23 protein-coding genes and 1 pseudogene are annotated in these 25392 nt (G+C 56.7%); 5 read left to right on the top strand and 19 right to left on the bottom strand.

Annotated elements, in window-relative coordinates; genetic code table 11:
• Nucleotides 1-44 precede the first annotated feature (44 nt).
• Nucleotides 45-1484 (top strand): annotated as a pseudogene (gene pdxR / locus P9J57_RS06660) (MocR-like pyridoxine biosynthesis transcription factor PdxR).
• Between the two features lie 92 nt (nt 1485-1576).
• On the opposite strand, the gene fabB reads toward pdxR, so the two are convergent.
• Nucleotides 1577-2797: a beta-ketoacyl-ACP synthase I gene (fabB, locus tag P9J57_RS06655; RefSeq protein ID WP_013026560.1), complete on the bottom strand. Its 1221-nt coding sequence runs from the start codon at nt 2795-2797 to the stop codon at nt 1577-1579.
• A 152-nt stretch (nt 2798-2949) separates the two neighbouring features.
• Between fabB and mnmC the strand changes: the two genes are divergently transcribed.
• On the top strand, nt 2950-4962 hold the full coding sequence (mnmC, locus tag P9J57_RS06650; protein WP_105087405.1) for a bifunctional tRNA (5-methylaminomethyl-2-thiouridine)(34)-methyltransferase MnmC2/FAD-dependent 5-carboxymethylaminomethyl-2-thiouridine(34) oxidoreductase MnmC1: 2013 nt from the start codon (nt 2950-2952) through the stop codon (nt 4960-4962).
• Nucleotides 4963-4989: 27 nt separating this feature from the next.
• On the opposite strand, the gene P9J57_RS06645 is transcribed toward mnmC, so the two are convergent.
• Genes P9J57_RS06645 through prmB form a run of 6 tightly spaced genes read right to left on the bottom strand, consistent with a single transcriptional unit; the run spans nt 4990 to nt 9571 of the window.
• Nucleotides 4990-5271, bottom strand: a complete 282-nt coding sequence (locus P9J57_RS06645) for a YfcL family protein (protein ID WP_013026562.1) — start codon at nt 5269-5271, stop codon at nt 4990-4992.
• 34 nt (nt 5272-5305) lie between these two features.
• The gene (locus tag P9J57_RS06640; RefSeq protein ID WP_013026563.1) at nt 5306-5851 is read right to left on the bottom strand and encodes an elongation factor P hydroxylase; all 546 of its coding nucleotides are present in this window, start codon (nt 5849-5851) and stop codon (nt 5306-5308) included.
• A gap of 20 nt (nt 5852-5871) precedes the next feature.
• The gene (locus P9J57_RS06635) at nt 5872-6675 is read right to left on the bottom strand and encodes a sulfite exporter TauE/SafE family protein (protein WP_014594199.1); all 804 of its coding nucleotides are present in this window, start codon (nt 6673-6675) and stop codon (nt 5872-5874) included.
• Between the two features lie 8 nt (nt 6676-6683).
• Nucleotides 6684-7502 (bottom strand): penicillin-insensitive murein endopeptidase, encoded by an 819-nt coding sequence (gene mepA, locus P9J57_RS06630; RefSeq protein WP_022623444.1) that lies wholly within the window; start codon nt 7500-7502, stop codon nt 6684-6686.
• Nucleotides 7503-7506: 4 nt separating this feature from the next.
• Nucleotides 7507-8592 carry a chorismate synthase gene (gene aroC, locus P9J57_RS06625; protein ID WP_014605353.1) on the bottom strand — a complete coding sequence of 362 codons (1086 nt, stop codon included), beginning with the start codon at nt 8590-8592 and terminating at the stop codon, nt 7507-7509.
• Between the two features lie 46 nt (nt 8593-8638).
• Nucleotides 8639-9571, bottom strand: a complete 933-nt coding sequence (gene prmB, locus P9J57_RS06620; protein WP_014605352.1) for a 50S ribosomal protein L3 N(5)-glutamine methyltransferase — start codon at nt 9569-9571, stop codon at nt 8639-8641.
• A 160-nt stretch (nt 9572-9731) separates the two neighbouring features.
• On the opposite strand from prmB, the gene smrB reads away from it, so the two are divergent.
• Complete coding sequence (gene smrB / locus P9J57_RS06615) at nt 9732-10280, top strand: endonuclease SmrB (RefSeq protein ID WP_013026568.1); 549 nt, start codon at nt 9732-9734, stop codon at nt 10278-10280.
• A gap of 275 nt (nt 10281-10555) precedes the next feature.
• Nucleotides 10556-12376 carry a methyl-accepting chemotaxis protein gene (locus P9J57_RS06610; RefSeq protein WP_019106023.1) on the top strand — a complete coding sequence of 607 codons (1821 nt, stop codon included), beginning with the start codon at nt 10556-10558 and terminating at the stop codon, nt 12374-12376.
• A gap of 77 nt (nt 12377-12453) precedes the next feature.
• On the opposite strand, the gene sixA is transcribed toward P9J57_RS06610, so the two are convergent.
• The 4 genes from sixA to P9J57_RS06590 all read right to left on the bottom strand — a co-directional run bounded on the left by sixA (nt 12454) and on the right by P9J57_RS06590 (nt 17027).
• Nucleotides 12454-12936, bottom strand: a complete 483-nt coding sequence (gene sixA / locus P9J57_RS06605) for a phosphohistidine phosphatase SixA (protein WP_042676303.1) — start codon at nt 12934-12936, stop codon at nt 12454-12456.
• Between the two features lie 201 nt (nt 12937-13137).
• Nucleotides 13138-15258 carry a fatty acid oxidation complex subunit alpha FadJ gene (fadJ, locus tag P9J57_RS06600; protein ID WP_028715420.1) on the bottom strand — a complete coding sequence of 707 codons (2121 nt, stop codon included), beginning with the start codon at nt 15256-15258 and terminating at the stop codon, nt 13138-13140.
• Nucleotides 15258-16568, bottom strand: coding sequence for an acetyl-CoA C-acyltransferase FadI (gene fadI / locus P9J57_RS06595; protein WP_014605349.1), 1311 nt, complete (start codon nt 16566-16568; stop codon nt 15258-15260). The genes fadJ and fadI overlap by 1 nt, the downstream gene beginning before the upstream one ends.
• Before the next feature lie 162 nt (nt 16569-16730).
• Nucleotides 16731-17027 (bottom strand): YfcZ/YiiS family protein, encoded by a 297-nt coding sequence (locus tag P9J57_RS06590; protein ID WP_014594205.1) that lies wholly within the window; start codon nt 17025-17027, stop codon nt 16731-16733.
• 358 nt (nt 17028-17385) lie between these two features.
• Between P9J57_RS06590 and fadL the strand changes: the two genes are divergently transcribed.
• Entirely contained in the window at nt 17386-18663 is a 1278-nt protein-coding gene (gene fadL, locus P9J57_RS06585; RefSeq protein WP_014594206.1) for a long-chain fatty acid transporter FadL, read from the top strand.
• A 166-nt stretch (nt 18664-18829) separates the two neighbouring features.
• On the opposite strand, the gene mlaA is transcribed toward fadL, so the two are convergent.
• The 8 genes from mlaA to P9J57_RS06545 form a co-directional block, all read right to left on the bottom strand.
• Nucleotides 18830-19594 carry a phospholipid-binding lipoprotein MlaA gene (mlaA, locus tag P9J57_RS06580; RefSeq protein WP_014605347.1) on the bottom strand — a complete coding sequence of 255 codons (765 nt, stop codon included), beginning with the start codon at nt 19592-19594 and terminating at the stop codon, nt 18830-18832.
• A 131-nt stretch (nt 19595-19725) separates the two neighbouring features.
• Nucleotides 19726-20937: a c-type cytochrome biogenesis protein CcmI gene (gene ccmI / locus P9J57_RS06575; RefSeq protein WP_104933533.1), complete on the bottom strand. Its 1212-nt coding sequence runs from the start codon at nt 20935-20937 to the stop codon at nt 19726-19728.
• Nucleotides 20937-21392, bottom strand: coding sequence for a cytochrome c-type biogenesis protein (locus P9J57_RS06570; RefSeq protein WP_042676304.1), 456 nt, complete (start codon nt 21390-21392; stop codon nt 20937-20939). Before P9J57_RS06570 ends, ccmI begins: the two co-directional genes overlap by 1 nt.
• Nucleotides 21389-21943: a DsbE family thiol:disulfide interchange protein gene (locus P9J57_RS06565; RefSeq protein ID WP_014605344.1), complete on the bottom strand. Its 555-nt coding sequence runs from the start codon at nt 21941-21943 to the stop codon at nt 21389-21391. The genes P9J57_RS06570 and P9J57_RS06565 overlap by 4 nt, the downstream gene beginning before the upstream one ends.
• Nucleotides 21940-23898 carry a heme lyase CcmF/NrfE family subunit gene (locus P9J57_RS06560; RefSeq protein ID WP_483279432.1) on the bottom strand — a complete coding sequence of 653 codons (1959 nt, stop codon included), beginning with the start codon at nt 23896-23898 and terminating at the stop codon, nt 21940-21942. The genes P9J57_RS06565 and P9J57_RS06560 overlap by 4 nt, the downstream gene beginning before the upstream one ends.
• Nucleotides 23895-24380, bottom strand: coding sequence for a cytochrome c maturation protein CcmE (gene ccmE / locus P9J57_RS06555; protein WP_014594211.1), 486 nt, complete (start codon nt 24378-24380; stop codon nt 23895-23897). The genes P9J57_RS06560 and ccmE overlap by 4 nt, the downstream gene beginning before the upstream one ends.
• Nucleotides 24377-24610 carry a heme exporter protein CcmD gene (gene ccmD, locus P9J57_RS06550; protein WP_013026580.1) on the bottom strand — a complete coding sequence of 78 codons (234 nt, stop codon included), beginning with the start codon at nt 24608-24610 and terminating at the stop codon, nt 24377-24379. The genes ccmE and ccmD overlap by 4 nt, the downstream gene beginning before the upstream one ends.
• Nucleotides 24607-25347: a heme ABC transporter permease gene (locus P9J57_RS06545; RefSeq protein ID WP_014594213.1), complete on the bottom strand. Its 741-nt coding sequence runs from the start codon at nt 25345-25347 to the stop codon at nt 24607-24609. The genes ccmD and P9J57_RS06545 overlap by 4 nt, the downstream gene beginning before the upstream one ends.
• Between the last annotated feature and the right edge of the window lie 45 nt (nt 25348-25392).

Raw genomic sequence — 25392 nt, 5'->3', positions numbered from 1 at the left:
GGACTGCTGGATAATACCGCTTTCAATGAGCCCATAAGACCACGATGACTTCCCCGCTGCTGCAACTGTTTCATCATCAGGCAACCGGCGGTCTACGCGACCGCCTGTGCGCCACGCTTCGCCAGTGGATATAGACCGCGCACCTTCAGGCGGGTCAGAAACTGCCCTCCAGCCGTCAGTTGGCTGCCGATTTGAATCTGTCACGCGTTACGGTTGAAGCGGCTTACGCTCAGCTTGAAAGTGAAGGCTACCTGCGGCGGGAGTCCGGTCGCGGTAGCTTCGTTGCCATCACGCTGCCGGTCAGCGCGCCGCGCCCCCGCGCTGACCGCATGGCGCATTTCTCGCAGCGCGGCCATCAGATACTGGCGACAGGCGATTGTCAGGATGCGCCCTTTCCGTATGCCTTTTCGGCAGGTTCGCCAGATTTGCGCGCCTTTCCTCATCCCCTCTGGCGGCGCTTAACCGCCCGCGTGCAGCGCACCGCAGGCCCTGGCGTCATGGGCTATGGCGATCCGTTGGGGTACCTGCCACTTCGCCACGCGCTTGCAGACTACCTTGCCCTGTCTCGTGGGGTTCACTGTGAGGCTGAGCAGGTGATTATTTTGACCAGTTCACAGCAGGCGCTGCAGCTGCTGTCGTTAATGCTGATTGATCCCGGTGATGAGATCTGGATGGAAGAGCCGGGCTATGCGGGGGCGCGCAATGCCTTTCTTGCTGCAGGCGCACGGGTGCGCGGCATTCAGGTGGATGCCGAGGGGGCGATTCCTCAAGCCGGAACAGCAAAGCTGATGTATCTGACGCCTTCGCATCAGTATCCCACCGGCGTGTCATTAAGCCTGCCGCGCCGTCTGGCCTGGCTGGACTGGGCACGGCGCAACGGCAGTTGGCTGATTGAAGACGATTACGACAGCGAGTTTCACTATGACGATCGCCCTGCGTCTGCGCTGCACGGGCTCGACAACGATAACCGGGTCATTACCCTCGGCACATTTTCAAAATCGCTGTTTCCGTCGCTACGTCTGGCATGGATGGTGGTGCCCGGCCCGCTGGTCGCGCCCTTAGGTCGCGCGCGCAGCCTGCTTGACGGGCACAGCGCCCTGCTGCCCCAGGCGGTAACGGCGGAATTTATGCAGTAGGGGCATTTTGCCAGCCACCTGCGTTTGATGCGCCAGCTTTACCATAGCCGCCGCGATCGCTTACTCGAGCAGATAGCGCAACGCCTGACGCCCTGGCTCAGCCCCTTTCCCTGCCCGGGTGGACTGCAGACAACCGTTGCTCTGCGGCAGGGCGACGAAGCGAGGCTGAGCTTACAGGCCGAGAAGATGGGGTTATTGCTGCCTCGCCTGAGTCCGCTCTACGGCGATGGCGCGCGTCAGCAAGGCTGGATTCTGGGTTTTGCGGCGCTGACGCCGGATGAGATAGTGGCCGGGTGCGATAAGCTGGTGAGGCTGCTTTCATCAGGCTCATCACCCAACCGTCGCTGAGGGATAATCAAAACAAAAAAGGCCGGCAAGCCGACCTTTTCGCAGGGTTCACGTCGTGCCGCGCAGCGCGACGCCACGTTTTTAACCGGGCATTAAGCCTGGTATTTACGCATTGTCAGCGTGGCGTTGGTGCCACCAAAGCCAAAGCTGTTTGACATTACCGTGGTCAGCGCTTTTTCAGTTGGCTGAGTCACAATATTCATCCCTTCTGCCGCCGCGTCCAGCGAGCTGATATTGATGCTTGGGGCAATAAAACCGTGCTCCAGCATCAGCAGCGAGTAGATAGCTTCCTGCACGCCCGCCGCCCCTAAGGAGTGGCCGGTCATCGCTTTGGTTGCAGAAATATACGGCGTGTTGTCGCCGAATACTTCGCGAATGGCACCCAGCTCTTTCACATCACCGACTGGCGTAGAGGTTCCGTGGCTGTTCAGGTAGTCGATTGGCGTATCCACACCGTGCATCGCCATCTTCATGCAGCGCACTGCGCCTTCACCGGATGGCGCAACCATGTCTGCTCCGTCCGACGTTGCGCCATAGCCCACGATTTCAGCGTAGATGTGCGCGCCACGCGCCAGCGCATGTTCCAGTTCTTCAACCACGACCATACCGCCGCCGCCCGCAATGACGAAGCCATCACGTTCGTTGTCATAGGTCCGTGAGGCTTTTTCTGGCGTGTCGTTATAACGCGTAGAAAGTGCGCCCATTGCATCGAACTCACAGGCCATTTCCCAGCACAGCTCTTCGCCGCCGCCCGCAAAAACGATATCCTGTTTGCCCAGTTGAATCTGTTCAACCGCGTTACCGATACAGTGCGCGGAGGTCGCACAGGCAGAGCTGATTGAATAGTTCACGCCGTGGATTTTAAACGGCGTAGCCAGACAGGCTGAAACGCCTGACGCCATTGCCTTAGTCACCACATAAGGCCCTACGGCTTTCAGACCGCGTGGGCTGCGCATGGCATCCGCACCAAAAACCTGAAAACGTGGGGAACCACCGCCAGATCCTGCAATCAGACCTACGCGAGGGTTATTCTGGTAAGCTTCGTTGCTCAGGCCAGAATCTTTGATGGCTTCTTCCATAGACAGGTAAGCATAGATGGACGCATCACTCATAAAACGCACAACTTTGCGATCGATGAGGCCGGTAGTATCGAGTTTAACGTTACCCCAGACGTGACTACGCATGCCGGAATCTTTCATCTCCTGGGAAAAAGTGATGCCTGAGCGGCCCTCACGCAGAGATGCCAGCACCTCTTGCTGGTTATTACCAATACTGGAAACGATCCCTAAGCCAGTAATCACAGCACGTTTCATTCAATCTTCCTCACCACTTCTGTTATTTGACGAGCACTCTAGCTTACACTTGTACGCCGAACAAGTCCGATCAGCCATTTCCTTTTGTAAATTTGCGTCATGTCACTCCGACCGATAAGATCCTGACACTCCCTGAAAAATGAGCCTTTACTGTGAAAACACCCCAGGTTGAACACGCCAGACTGAGCTGGAACGAACAGGGTACACCTGTTTCCCGAGCGTTTGACGACGTCTATTTTTCCAATGACAACGGTCTGGAAGAGACACGTTATGTCTTTCTGGGTGGCAATGATTTCCCACAACGCTTTCATCAGCACCCGCGCGATCTGCTCATTGTTGCCGAAAGCGGGTTTGGCACAGGCCTGAACTTTCTCACGCTCTGGCAGGCCTTTGATTCCTTCCAGCAACATTATCCTGACGCGCCCCTAAAACGTCTGCACTTCATCAGTTTTGAAAAATTCCCCCTGACGCAGGCCGATTTAACGGCGGCCCACCAGCACTGGCCCGAACTGGCCCCCTGGGCTGAACAGCTCCAGCACCAGTGGCCGCTGGCACTGCCAGGCTGCCAGCGGGTGTTATTTGATTCGGGCCGCGTCACACTGGACCTGTGGTTAGGCGATATTAATGCGCTAATTGATAATTTTGATGACAGTCTGCATCGCCAGGTGGATGCCTGGTTTCTGGATGGCTTTGCGCCGTCGAAAAATCCCGATATGTGGACGCCGGAACTGTTTGCGTCGATGGCGAAACTGGCCCGGCCAGGGGGCACATTTGCAACCTTTACGGCAGCGGGTTTTGTGCGGCGCGGGTTGCAACAGGCGGGCTTTGCGGTGACCCGGCGTAAAGGCTTTGGGCCGAAACGGGAAATGCTGTGCGGTTCGCTTGAGGCCGCGCCTGCGCTGACTCATCGCCAGCCCTGGTATGCGCGCCCTGCCCTGTCCGGTAAGGAGATCGCCCTGGTCGGCGGCGGCGTTGCCAGCGCGACGCTGGCCCTTGCCTTACTTCGCCGGGGCTTTCGCGTGACGCTCTACTGCGCTGACGAGGCGCCCGCGCTGGGGGCGTCCAGTAACCGTCAGGGCGCGCTCTATCCGCTCCTTAACCAGCACGATCCTGCCCTGGCGGCTTTCTTTCCTGCCGCATTCAGTTTTGCCCGTCGCCTGTATGATCAACTCGATCTGCCTTATGAACATGACTGGAGCGGCGTATTGCAGTTGGGCTGGGACGAGAAAAGTGCCAGTAAGATTGCGCAGATGCTGGATATGGCCCTACCGGCTGAGGTCGCCTTTGGCGTCAACCAGGACGAGGCAGCCGCGTTAGCAAATGTGGCGCTGGATTGCGGCGGTATCTTTTATCCACTGGGCGGCTGGCTGGCCCCGGCCGAATTAACCACAGCCTTGTTGTCCCACTGCGAGCAGCGTGGATTACGCATTCACTGGCTGCACCGCGTCACCGCACTGACGCAGGTTCCGCAAGGCTGGCAGTTAACCTTTGACGAAAAGCCCGCAACCCAGCATCAGGCTGTGGTGCTGGCTAATGGTCATGCCATGACCGATCTGCCTCAGACCGATGCCCTGCCGGTTTACCCGGTCGCCGGTCAGGTCAGCCATATCCCGGCTTCACCGGCCCTGTCGGCACTGAAAACGGTACTTTGCTATGACGGCTACCTCACGCCAGCCAGCCCGCAGTTTGGTACGCACTGTATCGGGGCCAGCTATCATCGTGGCGACACCTCTACCGCCTATCGCGAAGACGATCAGCAGCAAAACCGCAGCCGTCTGCAGCACTGCCTGCCACACAGCAGGTGGGTGGATGAAGTGGACGTCAGTCAGGGCGAGGCGCGCAATGGCGTGCGCTGCGCCACACGCGATCATTTGCCCATGGTCGGCAGCGTGCCGGATTACGTGGCAACGCTTGACGTTTATGCCGATCTTGCTCAGCAGCGCGCCCGCGAGGCCGAGAGCGAAATGGCGCCCTGTTTCCCTGGCCTTTATCTGTTTGGTGCACTTGGCTCACGCGGGCTGTGCAGCGCCCCCCTGGCGGCGGAAGTGCTGGCGGCTCAGCTTAGCGGTGAACCCCAGCCGCTGGACCTCAACACGCTCGCGGCGCTTCATCCCAATCGTTACTGGGTAAGAAAACTACTGAAGGGTAAAAAAGCGGGGAAATAGCACAGGGCGGTCTGCCGCCCTGACTACTCAGGCCGTCTGACGGGCCTGTAAAAACAGGTTATCCCACATGCCAATCACCAGCGCCTGGTCCCGTGGCGATAACTCCCCGGCAGCAATGGCATTTTGCAGGCTACGTGTCACCTGAATCTGTAGCGCCTGCGGCGTGTGGTCGTCCAGCAGTTCCACTTCAGCGACTGCCAGAGTGAGGTGGCCGCGCAGATAACCGCTGGCAAATAGCTCATCGTCACTGGCGTGCTCAACCATATCGTCAATCAGGGCCAGAATACGTGCCTCAAATTCTGCGATCATCTCATCATTCCTCTGTTATTAAGTCCCTTATGCATCACAGATCGTCCGGCCAGGGAAACTGCGATGCGGTCAGAGAAGGCCTGCCATAATAGTCAGCCAGGGCTGAAATAAAGCGTGCGGGGCGGTCAGGAATACCCGACGCCAGATAGCTCATGACCTGGGCATGAACTTTACGCTGAAAGCCAATGCGATCTGGCTCACAATCGCCTTCGAGATTGTCACAACTGACGTTGAAGGGAAAGCCTGCGGCTACACAAAACATCCACTCCAGTGCCTGCGGCTTCACCTCAACCGCTTCAAACTGGCTCTGCGTTTGCGCGTCGCGTCCGTCCGGACAATACCAGTAGCCAAAATCCACTAACTTACGCCGGGCTTCGCCAGCAATGCACCAGTGTGAAATTTCATGCAGCGCGCTGGCATAAAACCCATGAGCAAAAACCACCCGGTTCCATGGTGATTCATCATCCGCTGGAAGATAGATCGGTTCGTCATCGCCTTTAATTAGACGGGTCTGAAAATCGTGGCTAAAGCAGTCATCAAACAGCGTAATAAGCTGCGCGTAATTATGTGTTGTTGTCATTAAGTCATCACGTAAAAGTATTACAGATTCAGCGTGCTCAGCCAGGCCATCAATTCGCTGCCGTGGCTGTCCCAGAGCAGCTTGATGCTCATCACCGCCGAAACGATGACCACCATCGGGCGAATCAGCCTTTGTCCGCGTGCCAGCACCAGCCTGGCGCCCAAACGAGCCCCGCAAAAAGCCCCCAGCATCATGATAAGTCCCGTGCCCCAGACCACTTTGCCACCAAACATAAAAAACAGCAGGCTGCCCAAGTTTGAGGTGAAATTGAGCAGTTTGGCGTGGGCGGTGGCTTTCGCCAGGTTGTAGCCGCATAGCGTCACGAAGCCCAGCGCGTAGAAAGAGCCCGCACCGGGTCCAAAGAAGCCATCATAAAAGCCGATACAGCCACCGCCGACCAGGGCAAAAGGCAGCCCCTGCAGGCGGTGAACGCGATCGTCTTCACCGATGCGCGGCATCAGCAGAAACCACATGCCAATAGCAATCAACAACAGCGGCAGCACCTGACGCAAAAAATCAGCCTGAAGGTGCTGGATCAGAATGGCACCGCCAACCGCCCCCAAAAAGGTCATGGCGATATTCAGCCGCTGCTCGCTCAGCTTAATCGCCCCGCGCCGGACAAAATAGAGGCTGGCCGAGAACGATCCGCCGACCGACTGCAGCTTGTTAGTTGCCAGCGCCTGAGCCGGTGACAGCCCGGCCGCCAGCAACGCGGGAACGGTTAACAGTCCGCCGCCGCCCGCAATGGAGTCAATAAAACCTGCCAGCAGCGCAATGAAAAACAGTAGCGCGACCAACAACGGGCTGACAACGAACCATTCCATGGGAACCCTTACAGTAGATGTTTATCCAGCAGTGCCTGACAGGCCGCAGGCAGCGGCGGTGGTTCGCGTTTCACCGGTGCAGAGCCAGGCTGCCTGGGCAAAAACCAGCTTTGCAGTTCTGCTCCGCAGCCGTCACCGGCAGGCGGCGGTGCCTGCTCTTCACAGTCGGGGCTGCCCTGCGGACAGCGCAAACGGACGTGCATGTGGGCGCGATGCGCAAACCACGGGCGCACCTTACGCAGCCAGGCCCGGTCTGTGCCTGCATCGGCACACAGCTGCTTTTTAATCGCCGGATTGACGAAAATACGCGTGACATCTTCATCTTTCGCCGCCAGCTTAATCAGGCTGTCAATCTCAGGCTGCCAGTGGCGCGCCACCACGTTCTTGTCGTCGGCGGTGACGAGGTCCAGCGGCTGGGGCTTAAGCAGCTGCTGCGCGCTCCAGCGGGTTTTAGGCAGTTGCAGCCAGATGTCCACGTCCAGCCCGGTTTGATGGCTGGCATGTCCACTGCTGAAGCGCCCGCCCGCCGCCATGCCCATATCGCCAATCAACACGTTTCCTAGCTGGAGGCTATGGGCCTGGGTGGCCAGGCGCTGGATAAACAGGATCAGATCGGGATGCCCGAAATAGCGGCGCTGATCCTGACGCATCACCTGATAATCAGGCGAATTAAGCGGTAAAGCCTGCGCACCCACAATACAGCCATTGGCGAAGCCACCAATAGCCGTCGGTTGACCCGCAATCGGGTGCTGGATGCGCTGCCACGGCGTCGCCGCCAGGCTGGCCGCGCTCAACAACAGCGCGCTCACCATCAGCAAAATTTTCATTGGCTTACCAACGTGGCACGGTGGAGTGCACATCGCCACACTGCGCGCGCTGACGCAGCAGATGATCCATCAGCACGATGGCCATCATGGCTTCGGCAATCGGCACGGCACGGATGCCCACGCAGGGATCGTGGCGACCTTTCGTGATCATCTCCACTTCCTCGCCGTCGCGGGTGATGGTTTTCCCCGGCACGGTAATACTGGAGGTGGGCTTCATGGCCAGATTGGCGCTGATGGTCTGACCGCTGCTGATGCCGCCCAGAATACCGCCCGCATGGTTGCTCTGGAAACCACTGGCGCGAATTTCATCGCGATGCTGACTGCCACGCTGATTAACCACAGCAAAACCGTCGCCGATTTCTACCCCTTTCACCGCATTAATGCTCATGAGCGCATGCGCCAGGTCGGCATCCAGGCGATCAAAAACCGGCTCGCCCAGGCCTGGTGGTACGTTTTCCGCCATGACCGTAACCTTGGCCCCAATCGAATCGCCTTCCTTCTTCAGGCCGCGCATCAGCTCGTCCAGCGCGTCCAGCTTGTCCGCATCCGGGCAAAAGAAAGGATTATCTTCCACAATGCTCCAGTCTTTTAGTTCACAGGCCACGTCGCCGATCTGCGCCAGATAGCCGCGAACCACAATATCGTGCTTCATCTGCAGATATTTTTTGGCAATCGCCCCAGCAGCCACGCGCATCGCGGTTTCGCGTGCTGATGAACGGCCGCCACCACGGTAGTCACGCGTACCGTACTTCTGCTCATAGGTGTAATCCGCATGGCCAGGACGGAACAGATCTTTAATGGCACCGTAATCTTGCGAGCGCTGATCGGTGTTCTCAATCAGCAGGCCGATCGAGGTACCGGTGGTCACACCTTCAAACACGCCAGACAAAATTTTCACCTGATCCGGCTCACGGCGCTGGGTGGTATAGCGCGACGTGCCTGGACGACGACGGTCGAGATCGTGCTGGATATCGGCTTCGGTTAACGGGATGCCCGGCGGCACGCCATCAACAATACAGCCCAGGGCAATACCGTGAGATTCACCAAAGGTGGTGACGCGAAAGAACTGTCCGATGCTGTTTCCGGCCATTGAGATTCCTTGTTACGGTTTGACGGGCGAAAGTTCGCCCATCCTTTTAGTCTTTATAAAATGAGAAATGGTGCTGTGCATCCACGATCTGCTGGCGGGTGAGCATAAAGACGCCGTCGCCGCCATTGTCGAACTCCAGCCAGGTAAAGGGCACATCGGGGTACTGTTCCATCATGTGCACCATGCTGTTGCCCACTTCGCAAATCAGCACGCCCTGCTCGCTCAGGTAGCCCGGCGCGCAGGCAAGAATGCGGCGCACCAGTTTAAGGCCATCGCTGCCCGCCGCCAGCCCCAGTTCGGGTTCATGCTGATACTCGCTCGGCAGATCGTCCATATCTTCCGCATCGACATAGGGCGGATTCGTCACGATCAGGTCGTACTGCACCGGCGGGAGTTCGCGGAACAGATCGGCGCGGATCGGCGTGACGTGATGAATCAGGCCGTGCTCTTCAATATTTTGCTCGGCGACCGCCAGCGCATCGTGGGAAATATCCACTGCATCCACTTCTGCGTCCGGAAAGGCATAGGCGCAGGCAATCGCAATACAGCCGCTGCCGGTGCACATGTCCAGAATATGTCGCGGTTTGTCCGTGATCAGACCGGCAAAGCGGTTTTCAATCAGTTCCCCAATGGGCGAACGGGGAACCAGAACCCGTTCATCAACGTAAAACTCATGGCCGCAGAACCAGGCTTTATTCGTGAGATAGGCGACCGGGATGCGCTCGTTCACGCGGCGAATGACGCGCTCAACAATGCGATGGCGTTCGCTGGCCGTAAGGCGCGCGTTACGCATGTCTTCAGGGATATCCAGGGGCAACCACAGCGTGGGCAGGACCAGCTGGACAGCTTCGTCCCAGGGGTTATCTGTGCCGTGTCCGTACCAGATTCCGGCAGCCGTAAAGCGGCTCACTGACCAGCGCAGCATATCCTGAATGGTGTGCAGTTCGTTCACTGCCTCATCGACGAAAATTTTGTCCACGTAGCCCTCCGCAGGCCTTTTACTAATTCGGCCGATAGTTTGCCACGAAGCCGAGGAGAATTCAGCGCAGCAAGGTGAAAAAGCTGACAATTAATGACGGTTAACGGTAAGGTATCGGCTTCTGCTGTTAATCAGCCACCTCAGACATGATTCACCACCCATGAGTAAAAAAAACCCCCTGAGCCAGGATGATCAAGCGCTGTTTCGCCAGTTGATGACAGGAACGCGTCAGTTAAAACAAGACACTATCGTACACAAACCGGCGGTTAAAACCCGGGAAGTGCCGATAAAAAGGCTGCTGTCTGAACAGGCGGATAACAGCCACTACTTTTCCGATGAGTTCCAGCCGCTGCTTTCCACTGAAGGGGCGACGCGCTATGTGCGCGCGGACGTGAGCCATTTTGAGCTGAAAAAGCTGCGTCGGGGCGATTACACGCCAGAGATTTTTCTCGATCTGCATGGGTTAACACAGATGCAGGCCAAGCAGGAGTTAGGCGCGCTAATTGCCGCCTGTCGTCGCGAACACCTTTTTTGCGCCAGCGTGATGACCGGACATGGTAAACATATTCTAAAGCAGCAAACGCCGCTTTGGCTGGCTCAACATCCCTGGGTAATGGCCTTTCACCAGGCACCTAAAATGTTTGGTGGCGACGCTGCCTTGCTGGTGCTGATTGAAGTAGAAGAGTGGCAACCGCCAGAGCTGCCCTGACATTCAGGCAGCAAAACGGCTTAAGCACCTTGCCCCGCTGCCTCCCCCTTTGACGGGGGAGCCCGTTAAACGGGACTCACACGTCGCTCCCCTTAAACGCCCGATCCCGACCCTGTTTGGCCAGGCGTTCTGCTGCTTTCTGTTCAGGCTGACGCAGACTATTTGCTTAAGAAACTATTTATATTCAATACAAGTTTTCCCTTGCCGATAACGTCTAGGCATTTAGGCACATTAGGCTTCAACATTTTGGCGTATTGACCAAGGGAACATTTTGAATGAGCGCATTAAGTCATTTTTTTGAGAATTTAAACGTAGGTAAAAAGTTAATGCTCGGTTTTGGACTGATTTTGCTTTTGAGTCTGGCCGTAGCGATATGCGGTATTAAAAACCTCAACGATATTAGCGTCCGGGCCGAAAAGCTCAGGGAGCTGAAAAGTGTCAACGATCGGTTTTCACAGGCCAAAGATGCCCGGCTGCAATTCGTCAGAACACATGATGAAAAATTCATCGATCTGAACGAAGCCATGCTGAAAGAGGTGGATCAGAACCTGAGAAATTTGGGCGTTTTTCGCTGGGATGCCAGTCAGCAGGCGATGATTACGGCGATGCCGTCAGCCATTGCCACCTACCGGCAGAAACGGGCCGATACCGTGCAGGCCGTTCGTAATGGGGCTCAGGCTTTACAAAGCCTGTCTGTCGAAGAAGAAATGCGGGGGATCAGCCAGCTTGCCACGAGCAGCAGCAATGACGCGCAGGTTGCCGCAGCCTTACAGGAAATCAATAAGCATCTGGCTGGCGTCGCGGTGCGGGTGAAACTCTTTGGCCTTGAGCACAAAGATGCCGATCGCAGCGCACTCAGCAACTTCCTCACTGAAACCGTCGGGCTTATCGCACAGGTTGCACCTCGCCTTAACCCGGCAGACAATGCAACGCTCGCAAAAATCAGCGAACAGCTTGACGGGAAACAAGCTGACATTAATGCGCTGATGGCCTCCGTGAAAGCAGGCGAAGAGGCCACAGCCGAGCTGGCGGTTGCGGGTAAGACCCTGACGGACATGAGCAATAACTTGTTTACGCAACAGCTGGATGCCACCAATCACGATGCCGGACAGGCCGTGTGGTTAATGGCTGCCATTGTTATCGCTGCCATCGTGGCAGGTATTGTTATCGCCCTGTTTATTACCCGACAGCTGACGCGTCCACTTTCTGAACTGCTGAACGTGGCGAACCAGATGGCGCGTGGCAACCTCAGCATCATGCTCAACTCGACCCGTCGGGATGAGCTGGGCGAGCTCATGCGCGCGGTAGGCGAGATGAGCGATGAACTGCGACGGATTATCAGCGGGATTCGCAGCGGCGTCACCAGCGTCAGCCAGGCTTCCGCAGAAATCGCCTCCGGGAATAATGATTTATCGGCACGGACAGAAAGCCAGGCAGCGGCCCTTGCGCAAACGGCAGCCAGCATGGAGCAGTTGACTGCGACAGTAAAACAGAACGCCGATAATATTCATCATTCCAGCAGGCTGGCGCAGCAAACCTTTGACACGGCGAGCCGTGGCGGAGAGCTGGTGACCAATGTCGTCAGCACCATGGATGAAATTTCTGCCAGCTCGGGGAAAATCTCCGAGATCACCTCCGTCATTAACAGTATTGCGTTTCAGACCAACATTCTGGCACTGAACGCCGCGGTAGAAGCGGCAAGGGCTGGCGAACAGGGCCGTGGTTTTGCCGTCGTCGCAAGTGAGGTGAGAAATCTGGCGCAGCGCAGCGCGCTGGCGGCAAAAGAAATCGAAGCGCTTATTCAGGACTCGGTTGCCCGCATCCGCGCCGGTTCACAGCTGGTCAGTCAGACAGGTAACACTATGGGAGAAATCGTCACCTCGGTCAGCAATGTGACAGAGATACTGAACGAGATCTCTCACGCGTCTGAAGAGCAGAACCGCGGCATTGCGCAGGTCGGCGTGGCTATCGTTGAAATGGATAACGTGACGCAGCAAAACGCGGCCCTGGTGGAACAGTCCTCTGCGGCGGCAAGCGCGCTCCATGACCAGGCGCAAACGCTGGCGGGCTCAGTATCACGTTTTGTGATTGCCTGACCTGCAGGGAAAGAAGCAGACGGGAATAACGTTCGGTGATCGTTTTCATGTTCGGGCCAGTAAATGGCCCGACATTATTACATCGCTTTCGCGAGTTTTTTGGGGCTGACCTGCCATAACAGTTTGCCCTGACTTTCAGCCGGATCGAAGTCAACGCAGGCAATGGCCGAGGTGGCAAACATCGGTGGGGTTTCCTGTGGGCAAAGCTCTGACACCAGATAGCCCACCAGTGGCAAGTGAGAGATAACCAGCGCCGATTTAACCCCTTCATTCGCCAGTGCCTGCAAATAGCATCCGACCAGACCGGGATCGCCGCCGGGGGTCAGTTCCGGCAAAATATCCTCCCCTTCTGGCAAAGGGAACGCCTCACGAAATGTGGCAAGCGTCTGCTGCGCACGGAGATAGGGGCTGACAAGTACACGTTCAATGTCAACAGACTGACCTTTTAACCAGTTCGCCATTTGACGTGATTCGTCACATCCACAAAGCGTTAAAGGCCTGACTGAATCACTGGCAGCCTCAAGAGCCGCATCGCCGTGACGCATGATAAAAACTTGCATAAAGCACCGCTGTTGTTTGTCGACATCGCCTGATGCATCCGCATCAGGCGCTTCATTCTGCGAATGAACGTCGTGTTGTACCCTAATGACTTCAGTATAGTCAACCGGTTGTTTATTAAATAAGCACCTGTCAGATTCGTGCAGCGCCTCACGCTTGTGCGGCGCGTTTCTAACCCCCTGAATCGGAGTGGGTATTCGAATTTATGAAGAAGTGTAAAACTTTGTCTGCTGCTCAGCTGCGCGCAGCAACGCGTCACAGGGCGCAAAACGGTCCCCGTACTGTTGCTGAAGCCGCGTTAATCTGTTGACGATTTCTGCCGCGCCCAGCCTGTCGATGTAATGGAACGGTCCGCCCAAAAAGGGGGGAAAACCAATGCCAAACACCGCACCGATATCGCCGTCCCGCGGCGAGCGGATAACCTGCTCATCCAGGCAACGCACCGCTTCGTTTAACATCATCATCATGCACCGTTCGGCAATCTGCGCGCCGCTTTGCTTTGCCACCGGCCGGGTCTTCACTAAGCCGTACACCGCCGGATCGACCTTCTTACGCGCCAGACGCGACGATCCGTACAGGTAGAATCCCCTACCGTTTTTGCGTCCTTTGCGACCGTCTTTGATCACGGCATCCAGCGCGGAAGGCGCGGCAAACCGCTCGCCATAAGCCTGCTGCAGGCCCGGTGAAATCTTACTGCCGACATCAATGCCAACTTCATCCAGTAGCTGAACCGGCCCCACCGGGAATCCTGCCTTCACCAGCGCCCGATCAATGTGATCGATCGGTTCCCCCTCCACCACGCAGCGCATGGCCTCGTTGATGTAAGGTGTGAGGATACGGTTGACGTAAAAACCAGGTTTATCGGCCACCACTATCGGCGTTTTACCCTGTTTCCGTGCCAGCATTACCGTACTGGCAAGCGTTTCAGGCGAGGTCGTGGCATGCGGGATCACCTCGACCAGCGGCATTTTTTCCACCGGGCTAAAATAGTGCAGGCCGATGATGTTCTCTGGGCGCCGTGCCGTCGCCGCAATCTCTGCAATGGGAATCGATGAGGTATTGGAAGCAAAGATCGTCTGAGGCTGACAGTTCGCCTCAACGTCCGCCACCATCTGTCTTTTCAGATCCAGGTCCTCAAAGACCGCCTCAATCACGATATCGCGCTGGGTGAATCCCTGATAGTCGGTGCTGCCGCTGATGCGCGCAATCTGCTGCTGACGCTGTGCCGGACTGATTTGCCGGCGTTTCACTTTTTTACTCAGCAGATCCCAACTGGTTTGCAGGGCATGGTTGATGCCTTTAAGGCTGATATCCTTGATGCGCACCGGTAGCCCCGCATTAACGGCGCTGACGCTGGCGATCCCGCCGCCCATCAGCCCGCCGCCCAACACACCGACCCGTTGGAGTGGTCGTGGTTCAGCCTGGGTGCCGTTCTCTTTCTTGATGGCGGTGGAAGCAAAAAACAGGCTGCGCAGCGCGGCCGACTCTGGCGTCATCGCCAGTTCGCCAAACGCCCGCGCTTCCGCGGCGTAACCGGCCTGACTGCTCTGCTCCAGGCCGATGCGAACCACCTCGATAATGCGTCGTGCCGCTGGGTAGTTACCCTGGGTTTTACGATCGGTTTCGCGTCTGGCCAGTGCGAACAGCGCCTGACGAGCCATCGGGCCCTGCAGCAGACGATCGCGCAGGGGCAGCGGCGCTCTGCGGTATTTCCCTTTCTTCACCAGTTCAACGGCGGCGTCAAGCAGGATGGCCTGCGGCACGGCATCATCAACAATGCCCAGCTTTTTCGCCTGCCTGGCCCGCAGGTTCTTACCGGTAAGGATAAGCGGTAAGGCTTTCTGTACGCCGATTAAGCGAGGCAGGCGCTGCGTGCCGCCCGACCCCGGCAGCAGCCCCAACTGCACTTCAGGCAGGCCAATACGGGTTTTATCGTCCAGCGAACAGATGCGCGCGTTGCAGGCCAGCGCCAGCTCAAGCCCGCCGCCCAGACAAGCACCATGGATTGCCGCCACCACAGGAAATGGCAATGCCGCAATCGCCGCCATCACGTCCTGCCCTTGTCTGGCCAGCGCTTCTGCCTCGTGGGCGCTCTGGCAGCGATCGATCATGCTGATATCGGCCCCTGCAACAAAGTTGTCAGGTTTGCCTGAAATCAGCACCAGCCCCAGCAGTTGCGGATGCTTGCGTGCTTCCGCAATGATTGCCGCAATCTGTGCCGCGAATGCCGCTTTAAGCGTATTCATCTTTTCATTGGGTACATCAATGGTGATCACGCCTACATGATCGTCCCGCATCTGTAATGTGAACGCGCTCTGTTCCATTATTCGGCCTCCAGAACCATTGCTGCCCCTAAACCCCCGGCGGCGCAGGCTGTGACTAAACCCAGCCCGCCGCCCCGGCGGCGTAATTCATTTAACGTCTGGGTAATCATGCGTGCGCCGGTTGCGGCAAACGGATGCCCAAAGGCGATCGATCCGCCCGAGACATTAAAACGTGCCTCGTCAACTTCGCCCAGCGCATGGGCGCGGTTTAACACGTCCCGGGCAAAACGTTCATCACGAAACATTTTCAGGTTGCTTAACGTCTGAGCGGCAAAGGCTTCGTGCATATCAATCAGCGTCAAATCCTTTAAGGCTATCCCGGCACGATCCAGCGCCAGCGGCGAGGCGTAGGCCGGCCCTAACAGCATGTCCTGCCAGACGTCGATAGCGGTAAACGCATAGCTGCGTAAATAGCCCAGCGGCTGTATTCCAAGCTCTTTTGCCCGGCCTTCACGCATTAAAATGACCGCAGCAGCCCCATCGGTAAGCGGCGTACTGTTTGCCGCAGTAACGGTACCGTGCTGACGGTCAAATGCCGGACGCAGCCGGGCATAATCGGCGGCTTTTGCATCCATACGCACATTATTATCTTGCTCGATGGGCGCTTTCCACGGCGGCACAAAGGCGGCCATCACCTCCTGACTCAGTACGCCTGACTGCCAGGCCTGGGCCGCGCGCTGATGCGAGCGCAGGGCCAATGCATCCTGCTCTTCCCGGCTGATGCCATGCGTTTTGGCCATCTGCTCTGCGGTATCCCCCATACGTAATCCCGTGGAGTACTCCGCAACGGCAGGCGGAACCGGTAACAGATCTTTAGGGCGCAGCCGCCGGAGAATGTGCAGCTTCTGTGAAAAGCCACGCGCTTTATTCATATCCACCAGCGCGCGCGCCAGCGTTTTACTGACCCCAATGGGCAGCACAGAGGAGGAGTCCGCCCCGCCTGCGATGCCGGCAGAAATCGTACCTGCCAGTAAGCTTTCGGTGACGTTTGCCACCGCCTGAAAGCTGGTGGCGCAGGCGCGGCTGACGCTATAAGCATCGGTATTGACGCTCAGGCCACTGCTTAAGACGATCTCACGTGCAATGTTTGGCGCTTCCGGCATTTGCACCACCTGACCGAAGACCAGTTGCTCAATCACCTCAACCGGGAGTTCACTTCGGGCCATGATTTCGCTGATCACCATGCGACCCAGTTCAACCGCAGGGATGCCGTGAAAACCCGTGGCCTGGCGAAGAAAAGGCGTACGTAATCCGTGGGTGATGGCGATGCGCTCGCCATTACGCGTCAGCAGTGACTGCGCTTTGCTCATTGTATCCACCTGTACATCGTGACCGAGGCATCATTGCCGAAAGAGGTCTGACCTGATCCACAGTGTTAACCACAAGCGGGTGCGCCGCCAACATCAGGAGGAGAAAAGTGAGATAAGAAACACGAAAATGAAAAACGCCGCAGAGCAGCGGCGCCGAAATGTTTAACGCAAACCCAGTTGGAAAATCAGAGTTTCGGCCTGACAGCTAAAGGTAAAGTCGATATTAAGCTGCACGCCACCGGCCTCTTCCACCATGCTGGAATCGATAACGCAGGGTTCTGACTCGACCTGGCGCGCCCTTTCCGTCAGCTGCGCCAGTTTCGTTTCGGCATCGGCGCGATCTTTACACCATGCTGACCAGCTGGCCGTACAGTCTGAATTATCCATCACCGTACCAACATCGACGCAACAGCAGGCAGCCGTTTCCGTCGCGCTACATTTTTTTAAAGCATTTGTCATGATTTTCTCCTGACATCACATCATAAGGTGGGTGAGTTTTCTGCTGAAAATTTTACGCTCTGGCTTATCAACCCGCTACACACACCGCGCTAAGTGACGAATATCACAATAAAATTTGATGTGGATCAGTTTTGCTCCTGCCGCTCTGCCCATTTATTCCCGAGAAGTGTTAAGCAGATCGAATTTTCACCTATCAAATTGGAAATATTTTAAAAACAATATTGCAACATGTGTACAGGTCGGACCTATACTCTCCGCACTGGTCTGATATGTGCATTTGACATCAGTCCATACAATCCGCCGTTCCTTGTTACGCGACGTCACAACGTTAAATAATAATTCACATGAGGTTGTGGTCATGAACCATAAAAACCTGTTCGCAAAGTCAGCCGTGGCAGCTGCAGTAGCGCTTATTTCCTCTAACGTATATGCAGCCGGATTTCAGTTAAATGAATTTTCTTCCATTGGTTTAGGTCGCGCTTATTCTGGCGAAGGCGCAATGGGTGATACGGCGGCCTCAGCCAGTCGTAACCCGGCAACCATGGCACTCATGGATCGCCCTGAATTTTCAATCGGTGCGGTTTACATCGATCCTGAAGTGGATATCAGTGGCCAAAGCCCGACGGGCCGCAGCCTGGACGCGAAAAACATCGCACCGAACCAATGGATCCCTAACCTGCATTACGTCCAGCCGATCAATGACAAGTGGTGGGTAGGCGCGTCAGCGACGTCTAACTACGGCCTGGCGACAGAGTTTAACAACGGTTATACCGCGGGCGGGCTGGGCGGCAAAACTGACCTGATGACGGGTAACCTGAACCTCAGCACGACTTATCGTTTGAATGAGCATTTCAGCTTCGGGGTAGGTTTTGATGCTGTATATGCCAAAGCTAAAATTGAGCGCTATGCTGGTGAAGCGGGCGCACGGCTCGGTATACCCGCAGATACGCAAGTTGCCTATCTTAAGGGGGACAAATGGGGCTACGGCTGGAACGCTGGCGTACTCTACGAAGTCGATGACAATAACCGTTTTGGTTTTACCTACCGCTCCGAAGTGAAAATTGACTTTGATGGAGACTATAAAAGTAGCCTGCCATTCAATCCTCGTAATAACCCAGAAGTTACTAATCTCCCGACAGGTACAAACGGCTCTACAGTTCCCGGCGCGTTAACCTTAAACCTGCCGGAAATGTGGGAAGTTTCAGGCTGGCATAAAGTGGCACCACAGTGGGCCGTCCACTATAGCCTGGCCTATACCAGCTGGAGTCAGTTTCAGGAGCTGAAAGCAACGGGCTCAAACGGCCAGACGCTGTTCTATAAAGATGAAGGTTTCCACGATGCCTACCGCATCGCACTGGGTACCACCTACCAGTACGACAAAAACTGGACCTTCCGCAGCGGTATCGCCTTTGATGACAGCCCGGTTCCGGCTGACAAGCGTTCTATCTCTATCCCGGATCAGGACCGTTTGTGGCTGAGCGCCGGTGCCTCTTATGCGTTTAACGACGATGCATCGGTAGACGTCGGCGTGTCTTACATGCACGGTCAGAAAGTGACCGTGCAGGAAGGCACCTATACCTTTAACTCTAGTGGTAAAGCCTGGCTGTATGGCGCAAGCTTCAACTACAAGTTCTGATGCGCGAAACGCATAAAAAAAGCGACACTGAGTGTCGCTTTTTTATTGCTAACGGGAACGTCACACGTCATGCAGCCTGGTGACAACCCTGTAGCAGCTTCACGTCATCACCCCGGGCCGCTTATCAGGCCGCCCTTGCGACAGGCGGCTTCTGGCGGGCCATGATTTACTGCGAATCAATGTCTTTCAGATCGTCCTGGATCGCCGCCGCATTCGGATTTTCTTCTGGCTTCAGCTTGCCGCCGCGCGCCAGGAAGTCGTAGCGCTGGAAGTAGGCGCTACGGATAAAGGCGTAAGGATCGCGTTGCTGTTTCAGGATAGCATCCGAGTCCAGCAACTGTGCGCGCGATTCGATGCCTTCCAGCGTCCATTTACCGATGGACATGGGCCAGGTCAACCAGCCAAGCACAGGATAAAGCGTATCGACGTAATCACCGCCGTCCTGGCGTATCGTGAAGCTGCCATAGGCCGGTAACTGCACATAAGGGCCATAGCCCACGCCATAGTGACCGAGCGTGGTACCAAAACGCTGCGGCCCCTGGCGCGCCAGTTCCGGATTGGCTTTACCGGCGACATCAATGAAACCGCCCAGCCCCAGCACCGTATTCAGGAAGAAACGTGTAAAGTGGATACCTGCATTGCGCGGTTCGCCGACCAGAATCGCATTTACCATACTGGCAGGTTCGCTGAGGTTGCCCAGGAAGTTGCTGAGGCCCGCGCGCGCAGGCACGGGAACATAGTCGCGCCAGGCCACTGCCACAGGGCGCAGCACGTAAGGGTCCAGCACGTTATAGTTGAAGTTAAACATTGTGCGGTTAAAACCTTCAAGCGGATCGCTACGCCCTGCAGGCGCATCGTCAGCAGGCTTTGAACTGGCACAACCAACCAGAAGCACACTGGTCAAAGCCAGGCTGGTCAGGCGGTGATCCATTTTTTTCTCCCTGTGCATATAAGTTATTTATACCCTGCTGAGTTTCAGCGGGTAGATCAGCGCAGTCCAGCAAGCATAGCTGATATCTCCCGTGCGGTTGGCAGATTCAGACATTGCCAGACGCCAGCCGGTTAAGGCTGCTGTTTATCAATCGCGACGTCAATGTGCTGATGGCCATCCCAGGGGACTATCGCGCTAACGCCAAACCAGTCACCCGGCTCAGGATTTGCGCGGCCATTTCGTGCAATCCTGACGCGAACCTGAATCTGTTTCTGCGTTGAAAGACGTCGCTCTTGCAACATCGCATTACTGTCATCCAGCGTCAGCGACACGGGAAAATGTCCGGGCGATATGCGCTTCACCGCGACCGGTACGGGCGAGACGCCGTCAGTCACCGAAATATACATGACTCCGCCCGGCGGTAACATTTTTTCTGCCTGGGGAGAAAGCGTGACCTCGACCGTTAGTTGACTGCTTTGCTGCCCTGCATCGGTTTTGGCTTGCTCAATGCTGCGCGCAATGCCCTCACGACGAGGATCGTCGGCCGGTAACACCTGCAACAGGGTTTGCCAGCTGTCTATCGCCTGCGAATACTGCTGTTGTTCAAACGCATTATAGGCCAGCAGGCTTAGGGTGCGGATATCCTGCGGATGCTGTTTAAGCAGATCCGTGAGCAGCAGCCCGGCCTGGCGGTTATCCTGAGGATCGCCCGATCGCGTCAGCACCTCAGCATAATCCTGCTGCAGGGCAAAATTATTCGGTGCCAGCTGCAACGCATGCTCGAAAGCCTGACGCGCGCCCGTGGCATTGTTGAGTACCATACCGAGGCGGCCCAGCATCCCCCAGCCACTGAGGTTATCAGGTTCGGTTTGCAGCTGGCTGCGCAAACCGAGCTGCAGGCGAGAGAGCTGCTCTTGGGTAAGTGGCCGGGCATGGGGATCCATGAGCTGGGCGCGCAGCGCCGGATACGCTTCCTGCACCTGGAGCCAGCCACTTAACTGCGTTAAGCCACCGGTTTTAAGATAGCTTGCCAGTGACACGATTACTAAAACGATCAGGCCGGGTAACAGCACCCAGCGACGGCTGCGGTGCGAGTGGGCATCCGAAGCGGGCGGAATATCGCTAAGCAGGGTTTGCTGTAACTCCTGCTCCATCACGGCGCGATCGGCAATCACGCCCTGCTCTTCGTCCAGGGTTATCTCAGCCAGCCGCTGCCGATAAAAATGCGTATTAAGGTTGTCGCGCGCCGCCGCGTGGGTTTCACGTTGACGCCAGCCTGCGGCTAAAAACAGTACGCTGGCCGCCAGCAGCAGCAGAAAAATCGTGAGTAAAAAGACAGCCATTATCGTGTCCTGTCCGACTTCAGAATCGCCGCCAGACGCTGTTGTTCCTGGTCATCAAGCTCGCTTCGGGTTTTACGCTGACGACTACGCCACACGATCACGGCACCGCCCACAATCACAAACAGCGCCGGGCCGGCCCACAGGATCAGTGTTGAGGGCGTGACAGGCGGCTGGTAACTGACGAAATTGCCATAACGCGCCACCATATAGTCGATGATTTGCTGACGGCTCTGGCCCTGCTTCATCAGTTGATAAACTTTCAACCGCATATCTGACGCAATCATCGCATTAGAATCGGCGATGCTGTTGTTCTGGCATTTGGGACAGCGCAGCGAGGCCGTGATTTCACGGTACTGCTCCTCCTGCGCCACGGAGTCAAACGCATAGGTATCAATCGCGGCCCACAGGCTGGCACTAAACAGCAGCCCACAGAGCATCATCATCAGGGATCTCATGCGCCGCTCTCCTTCGTGTATTTATCCCACAAGGGTTTGACTTCCTGTTGCCAGACGCGCGGGTTCAGATCGCCAGCATGGCGATAGCGAATAATGCCTTTGCCATCAATCAAAAAGGTTTCAGGTGCGCCATAAACGCCGAGATCGAGGCCCAACATCCCGTTACCGTCATACAGGCTGAGCGCATAAGGATTACCCAGCGTGTTCAGCCAGGTTACTGCCTTCTGGCGATCGTCTTTGTAGTTCAACCCTACAACCCGAACGCCCTGCTCTGCCAGCTCATTAAGGTAGCGATGCTCGGCGCGGCAGGTCGGACACCAGGTTGCCCAGACGTTCAGCAACAGTGGTTTACCGGTGATCAACGTTTGCTGATCATAGGTTTTGCCTGGCTTATCCAGCGCCTCCAGCCTGAACACGGGCAAGGGCTTACCAATTAAGGCCGATTCCAGCCGTGAAGGATCGTCCCCTTCCGCATTACGTGACAGCTGCCACAGCAGCGCGGCAGCCAGCAGTAAAAATAATCCCAGCGGAACAAACAGAATTTTTTTCATGTCCGCACCTCACGATCGGCTTTCTTGCGCGAGCGATAGCGCGGGTCCAGCAAACAGAACAGCCCTCCGACGGCCATAAACAAGCCGCCAAACCAGATCCAGCGGACAAAGGGTTTGTAGTAGATACGCACCGCCCAGCTACCGTCACTGAGCTCTTCACCCAGCGCGGCGTAAAGATCGCGGGTAAAGCCGCCGTCGATCGCCGCCTCGGTCATCATGGTGCGCGCGGCAGAGTAAAAGCGTTTTTCCGCATACAACACGGCTTCCGGCTTGCCCTTGCGGGAAACGTCAATGACCGCCACGCCGCCGCTGTAATTAGGGCCTTGTAAGTCCTGAACATCACGAAAAACAAAATGGTAGTGATGGATATCGACGCTGTCGCCCGCTTTCATGCGCACGTCGCGCTCAACGCTGTATTGGGTACTGAACGCAATGCCAATAACGGTGACACCCACGCCGAGATGTCCAAGCACCATGCCCCAGTGACTGCGCGAAAGGTGACGTAATCCGGTAAAAAAACTATGACGATGAGTGGCACGCTCATGCAGTTCCATCAGGGTCAACAGGATGATCCATACCGCCATCAGTAATCCCACCACCGTCATGGCTTCAACACGATCCTGCAACCACCAGGGCAGCAGCACGGAGGCCAGCAGCGTCACGAGCAGCGCTATCAGCAGACGACGAACCAGTTTTTGTGGTTCATCGCGTCGCCAGCGTACTAACGGCCCAATACCGAGCATTAACGCCAGCGGAGCCATTAACCAGCTGAACATGGTATTAAAGAAGGGTTCGCCAACGGAAATGCTGCCCAGCCCTAACTGTTTATGCACCAGCGGTAACAGCGTGCCGAGCAGGACCACCAGCATGGCCGCGATTAGCAGCACGTTATTCCCCAGCAGAAAAGATTCTCGCGACCAGAGCTCATTTTGCACCCGACTGCGCACCTGGCCGCCTTTAATGGCATACAGCAGCAGCGAGCTGCCAATCACGATGACCAAAAATGCGAGAATAAACATGCCGCGCGCCGGATCGGAGGCGAAAGCATGTACCGAGACCAGCACGCCGGAACGGACCAGGAAGGTGCCGAGCAGGCTCAGGGAGAACGCGGTAATAGCCAGCAGCACCGTCCAGGCCTTGAAGGTGCCGCGTTTTTCCGTAACCGCCAGCGAGTGCATTAAGGCGGTGCCCGCCAGCCACGGCATAAAGGAGGCGTTTTCCACCGGGTCCCAGAACCACCAGCCGCCCCAGCCCAGTTCGTAATACGCCCAGGCGGAACCGAGTACGATGCCAATGGTCAGGAATAACCAGGCGGCGGTAGTCCAGGGACGCGACCAGCGCGCCCAGGCGGTATCCAGCCGTCCCGCCACTAATGAGGCGATGGCAAAAGCAAAGGCCACGGAGAAGCCGACATAGCCCATATACAGCAGTGGCGGATGAAAGATCAGGCCGATATCCTGCAACATTGGATTAAGATCGCGACCGTCTACGGGAAAATCGGGCAGCGTCCGGCTGAAGGGATTAGAGGTGAGGATGATAAACAGCAAAAAGCCCAGATTGATCATCCCCATCACTGACAACACCCGGGCCAGCGCGTCCTGCGGCATACCGCGGCTGAAAATTGCCACGGCCAGCGTCCAGCCACTCAGCAGCAGCACCCACAGCAGCAACGATCCTTCATGCGCGCCCCAGGTGGCCGCAATGCGGTAGTAAACCGGCAGCAGTGAGTTTGAGTTGTTGACGACATAGCTCACGGTAAAATCGTTAACGATAAACGCCCAGACCAGCAGCATAAAAGCCCCCGCGACGCAGGCAAACAGGCCAACGGCAAGCGGACGCGCCATGCCCATCAGGCGGGCATCCAGGCGCCAGGCGCCCCACAGCGGATAGACGCTGAGCAGCAGCGCCAACGCTAATCCAAGACAGAGTAAGAAACTGCCCAGTTCTGGCATCATGGTGTACGTCCTGCCGGGTTATTCGCGGCCTGTTGCGCAGAGGGTGCGGGTTTCATCGCGGTGCTGATTTCGGGAGGCGTATAGTTTTCATCATGTTTTGCCAGCACCTCTTTGGCTTTGATCAGGTTACCGGGCTCAAGTACGCCCTGCGCGACAACGCCCTGACCTTCGCGGAACAGATCCGGTAAAATGCCGACAAAGCTCACGTTGACCACACCGCGACCATCATAAAGCTGGAAGGAAACCGCCAGCGTGTGGGGATCCCGCGTTACGCTGCCAGGCATCACGACGCCGCCCACGCGCAGGCGCTGTCCGGGCTCAGGCTTGATGTGCGCATCGCCTTTTCCCTCCAGGATTTCACCCGGCGTATAAAACAGATCGATATTGGACCGCAGCGCATACATCACCAGTGCGGTCGCCAGCCCAAGTCCGGTAAGTATCGCCACCACGACATACAGGCGATTACGACGGCGGGTATTCACTTCTCTTCTCCTGCCGTAGGGTTGGCGGTACGTTGAACGTTGGCCGCTCGCAGGCGGCGCTCCCGTGCATCACGCTGGCGAATGTCCGCCAGCAAACGTCGGTGTGACCACCTACTATGCAAGATCAGGGCGAAAAGCGGCACCAGCGTGCCTGCCACCGCCAGCCACACATAAAAGGCGTAGCCGCCCATGGCAACGAAGTCATGCCATGAGGCAAAAGCGGGCGTCATACTTTGCTCCTTGTCTTCGCCAGGGCAATTGCCCAGGGACGTTTACGTTCCGTAAGCAGAATCAGGTTACGTAAGCGCATCAGCGTTAAGGTGATAAACAACAGCAGGTCACCCAGGATGGCCCAGCGCAGCGGCGTGCGCATCGGCGGCGCGATCGCCTGTTGCAGCAACCCGGACGATCCCTGATGTAAGGTATTCCACCACTGCACAGAGAAATGAATGATGGGCAGATTGATCACCCCGACCAAAATGAGCACGCCTGCGGCCCGCCCGGCCATGCGACGATCGTCGAAGGCCTGATACAGCGCAATCACGCCCAGATATAAAAACAGCAGCACCAGTTCTGACGTCAGTCTGGCATCCCATATCCACCAGGTTCCCCACATCGGCTTGCCCCAGGCAGAACCGGTGACCAGCGCGATAAAGGTAAACACGGCACCGATTGGCGCCATCGCCGCTGACACTAAATCGGCCATTTTCATCTGCCAGACCAGCCCCGTGAACGCCGCAACGGCCATCGCGCTGTATATCCCCATCGACCACATGGCCGCCGGAACGTGGATATACATAATGCGAAAGCTGTCACCCTGCTGGTAGTCTGCCGGTGCATAGCCAAATCCCCATACCCAGGCCAGCAGCAGTACCGCCGCACTGGCCAGAGCAAACCACGGCAGCAGGCGACCGCACAACTGATAGAGCCGTTCGGGCTTAGCCAGCTGATGTAATCCTTTCCACATGTTCAATTGCTCACATTAAAATAAACGCTAATAACACGTCTGATG

Source organism: Pantoea sp. nfd-35 (assembly GCF_056892255.1).
This window is presented reverse-complemented; position numbering and strand designations above follow the sequence as displayed.